The sequence below is a fragment of the Enorma timonensis genome, from assembly GCF_000321165.1.
In the GTDB taxonomy this organism is placed as follows: domain Bacteria; phylum Actinomycetota; class Coriobacteriia; order Coriobacteriales; family Coriobacteriaceae; genus Enorma.
This window is the reverse complement of sequence record NZ_CAPF01000011.1, coordinates 1-3,697: the sequence shown is the minus strand read 5'-3', so window position 1 is coordinate 3,697 and position 3,697 is coordinate 1. Positions and strand designations below refer to the sequence as shown.

Genomic DNA, 3,697 nt, shown 5'->3' with positions numbered 1-3,697 from the left:
CCCTCCCGGCCGCCCAGTTCCTCACGGTCTGCCTCGTGACGCCGCAGAGCGCGGCGGCCTCCGACTGCGTCATGCCCTCCGCCAGCGCCCGCCTCACGGTCTCCCCGTCGTACATGCGGACCTCCCGTCCGGACGCCCCCCGGCGTCCAACTTTTTGTCCGCAGCCCCGGGTCTCCCGACAGGTCACTCTCGTGGGATGTAAAATAACCCCTGGGGTATTTTTACATCATCCCTGGGGTAATTTTGCAACCACGTTTACCTCGCAAAGCCCACGATTTTGTCCCTGCAAACGGCTATAATGCCCGTTGCAGCAGAACCATCCAGCCCAAGGGGGCTCGCACTCGATGCCGAATCGCGCAACCAAAGACTCCCACGCGCCCGCGCACTTCGCACCCGCGGACGCCGCCCCGCGCCGCAAGCGCAACGTTCCCGCCATCGTCGCCATCATCATCCTGGCGATCCTCGCCGTCGCATATGTCGCCGGAGCCGTCACGTTCTCGTTCATCTACTACCCCGGCACCTCGATCGCCGGTACGGACGTGTCGCTCAGCACCGCCTCCGATGCTGCCGAGCGCATCCGCGACGCGCGACCCGTATATACGCTGCATGTCGAGGGCGACGGCCTGACCTGGGACTATGCTCCCGAAAGCATCGACGACCTCATCGACGTGGACGCCATGGCGAACGAGGTGCTCGCGCGCAACGAGGCCTTCATCTGGCCGGCACGCCTCATCTCGGCGACCCTTGGCAGCAGCAAGGACGCGAAGACCCCCGTCGACCTCTCCGCGACGCCGGACTTCTCCGCGTTCTCCGCGACGTTCAATGAGACGGCGTTCGACGAGGAGCTCGGCGCGGCCGTCGACGCCCTCAACGAGGGGCGCTCTGGAACCTTCACCCCCGCGGGCGCCTACGACCCGGATACGAACACCTTCTCCCTCGAGCGCGCGGAGGCCGGACGGCAGCTCGACCGCGACGCGATCGTCTCCTTCGCGAAGCTCAAGCTCGCTGCCCTCGACGCCCAGGCGGACCTCACCGAGCTCGGCGAGGCGGCGTTCCTGCCGCTCGCGGACGGGCATACCGAAGAGGAGATCGAGGCATCCTGCACCGCCATGAACGAGCTCGTCGGCGCCGACGCCTCCCTCACGATGGGCGGCTCCGAGGTCGCCCGCGTGGATGGCGCGCAGATCGCCCAGTGGATCGCGCTCGACGAGAACCTCACGCCCCAGCTCGACGAGGAGGCCATCAACGCGTGGGTGAACAGCCTCGCCGATTCCCTCGACACGGTGGGCACGGAGCGGAGCTATACGCGACCGGACGGCAAGGCGGTCACGGTCTCGGGCGGGTCGTTCGGCTGGAAGGTCGACCGCGAAGCCCTCGCGCAGGCCGTTCACACCGCCGTGAGCGAGAAGCAGACCGGCCAGGTCGAGGTTCCCTGCACCCAGCAGGGCGACGTCTTTACCGCTCCCGGTGAGCGCGACTGGGGCGCCTACATCGATATCGACATCTCCGAGCAGTACGCGCGCTACTACGACGCGGACGGCAACGTGCTCTGGGAATCCGGCGTCATCACCGGCAACCCCAACCTCGGGCAGGACACCCCCACGGGCGTGTACTACATCAACAACGCGGCGCGGAACATCACGCTCATCGGCGCGGACGACCCCGAGACCGGTGAGCCGAAGTACAAGACGCCCGTGAGCTTCTGGATGGCGTTCGTGGGAAGCGCCGTGGGCCTGCACGATGCCACCTGGCAGGCGTCCAGCTCCTTCGGCGACCCGAACGCCTGCTACTACGCGGGCAGCCACGGCTGCGTGAACCTTCCCTATGACAAGGCGGAGGAGCTCTTCGGCATGATCGAGGTCGGCACCTGCGTCGTATCCCACATGTAGCGGAGGGCGCGATGGCCGAACGGATCCTGCTCGTCGAAGATGACCCTACGATCGTCGAGTCCCTCGGCGAGCTGCTGCGCAGCGAGGGGTACGCGGTCGACCATGCCGCCACGCAGGACGGGGCGCTTGCGGCGGCGCTCGGCACGGGCGGCGCGCATGCCGGCACGCCCGCGCCCTACGCGCTCGTCCTGCTCGACGTCACGCTCGCCCAGGGCAACGGCTTCGCGGTCTGCACGGCACTCAAGCAGGCGCGGCCGAACCTGCCCGTGATCTTCCTCACGGCGTCGAGCGACGAGTTCACCACGGTCGCGGGCATCCAGATGGGCGCGGACGACTACATCGCCAAGCCGTTCCGCCCCCGCGAGCTGCTCGCGCGCATCGCGGCGACCATCCGGCGGGCGCAGCCCGCGCAACGCGTCCTGCGCTTCGGGGCGCTCACGATTGACACCGACCGCGCGCACGTCGAGTGCGACGGCGCCGAGCTCGCGCTCTCCGCCCTCGAGTACCGGCTGCTCTTGCTCTTCGCCCTGAACCCCGGCAAGCTCGTCACGCGCGAGCAGATCCGCACCGCTCTCTGGGACGACGCGGGGACCTACATCGAGGAGAATACGCTCTCGGTCTACATCAAGCGCCTCCGCGACAAGATCGAGGACGACCCCGCCCACCCCGTCCTCATCGAGACGGTGCGCGGCCTCGGGTACAAGGCGTTCGGTTAGGGGGGGTTCCGTGCTGCGCAACCAGGAAGTCGCCCGAGCTGCGGCCGCCTCGCTCGCGCTCGTGGCAGCATGCGCCGTCGCCGCGCCCGCCTTCGGTGCCGCGGGCCTCCTCCCCTGGATCCTCCTCGCCGCCGTCGCAGCCGCGGCCCCCTGGATCTGGCTCACCCGCAAGCGCTACCGAGCGATCGCGCGCCTGAGCCAGAGCATCGACGCGGTGCTCCACGGCGACCGCTCCATCGACCTTGCGAGCATGAGCGAGGGCGAGCTCGCCATCCTCGAGAGCGAGCTCGGCAAGATGGTCATGCGCCTCAACCTCACCGCCGACGAGCTCGAGCGCGAGAAGCAGACGCTCGCGAACGGTCTCGCCGACATCTCCCACCAGATCAAGACGCCGCTCACGTCGCTCTCCATCACCACCGAGCTCGTGCGCAAGGCGCTCGACGCGCGCGGTGATTGCGCGGACGAGGTCGAGCGCCTGCACCGCATCGAGCGGCTTCAAGCGCATGTGGAGGACCTGGTCTCGACGCTGCTGCGGCTCGCCCGGCTCGACGCCGGCGCGCTCGCGCTCGCCCATGAGCAGGTGGATGTCTCGGATATGGCGCGCGACGCGGCGCGACCGCTCGCGATTGCCTTCGACCTCGCCGACGTGGCGCTCGAGCTCGACATCGAGGACGGCTGCTCGTTCACCGGCGACCGCGCCTGGACGGCCGAGGCCTTGGGGAACATCTTGAAGAACTGCCTCGAGCACACCCCGCGCGGCGGGCGCGTGACGGTCACGGCACATGAGGACGCCCTCGCCTGCCGCATCCGCGTTGAGGACACCGGTCCCGGCATCGCCGAGGAGGACCTCCCGCATGTGTTCGAGCGCTTCTACCGGGGCGCTTCCGACCGCGCGGGCGCGTCCGCTGTGAACCCCACGGGCGTGGGCATCGGCCTCTCGCTCGCCCAGGGGCTCATTGACGCCCAGGACGGCACGATCTGCGCCTCGAACGCCCGCGACGAGGCGGGCCGCGTCACCGGCGCCCGCTTCGACATCGCCTTCTTCAAAGCCATCGTGTAGCGAGCCATTGGAGCCATTGAGTCATTGGGGAC

4 protein-coding genes are annotated in these 3,697 nt (G+C 68.8%); 3 read left to right on the top strand and 1 reads right to left on the bottom strand.

Translation table 11 applies throughout. The features are described 5' to 3' along the window. A partial coding sequence (locus BN423_RS11900) for a helix-turn-helix domain-containing protein (RefSeq protein WP_154820290.1) occupies nucleotides 1-115 on the bottom strand: 115 nt, incomplete at its 3' end. 229 nt (nucleotides 116-344) lie between these two features. On the opposite strand from BN423_RS11900, the gene BN423_RS00950 reads away from it, so the two are divergent. Genes BN423_RS00950 through BN423_RS00940 form a run of 3 tightly spaced genes read left to right on the top strand, consistent with a single transcriptional unit; the run spans nucleotide 345 to nucleotide 3,665 of the window. After that, nucleotides 345-1,889 (top strand): L,D-transpeptidase family protein, encoded by a 1,545-nt coding sequence (locus tag BN423_RS00950; RefSeq protein WP_019238407.1) that lies wholly within the window; start codon nucleotides 345-347, stop codon nucleotides 1,887-1,889. An 11-nt stretch (nucleotides 1,890-1,900) separates the two neighbouring features. Next, entirely contained in the window at nucleotides 1,901-2,605 is a 705-nt protein-coding gene (locus BN423_RS00945) for a response regulator transcription factor (RefSeq protein ID WP_019238406.1), read from the top strand. Nucleotides 2,606-2,615: 10 nt separating this feature from the next. Further along, nucleotides 2,616-3,665, top strand: a complete 1,050-nt coding sequence (locus tag BN423_RS00940; protein WP_019238405.1) for a sensor histidine kinase — start codon at nucleotides 2,616-2,618, stop codon at nucleotides 3,663-3,665. Nucleotides 3,666-3,697 lie beyond the last annotated feature (32 nt).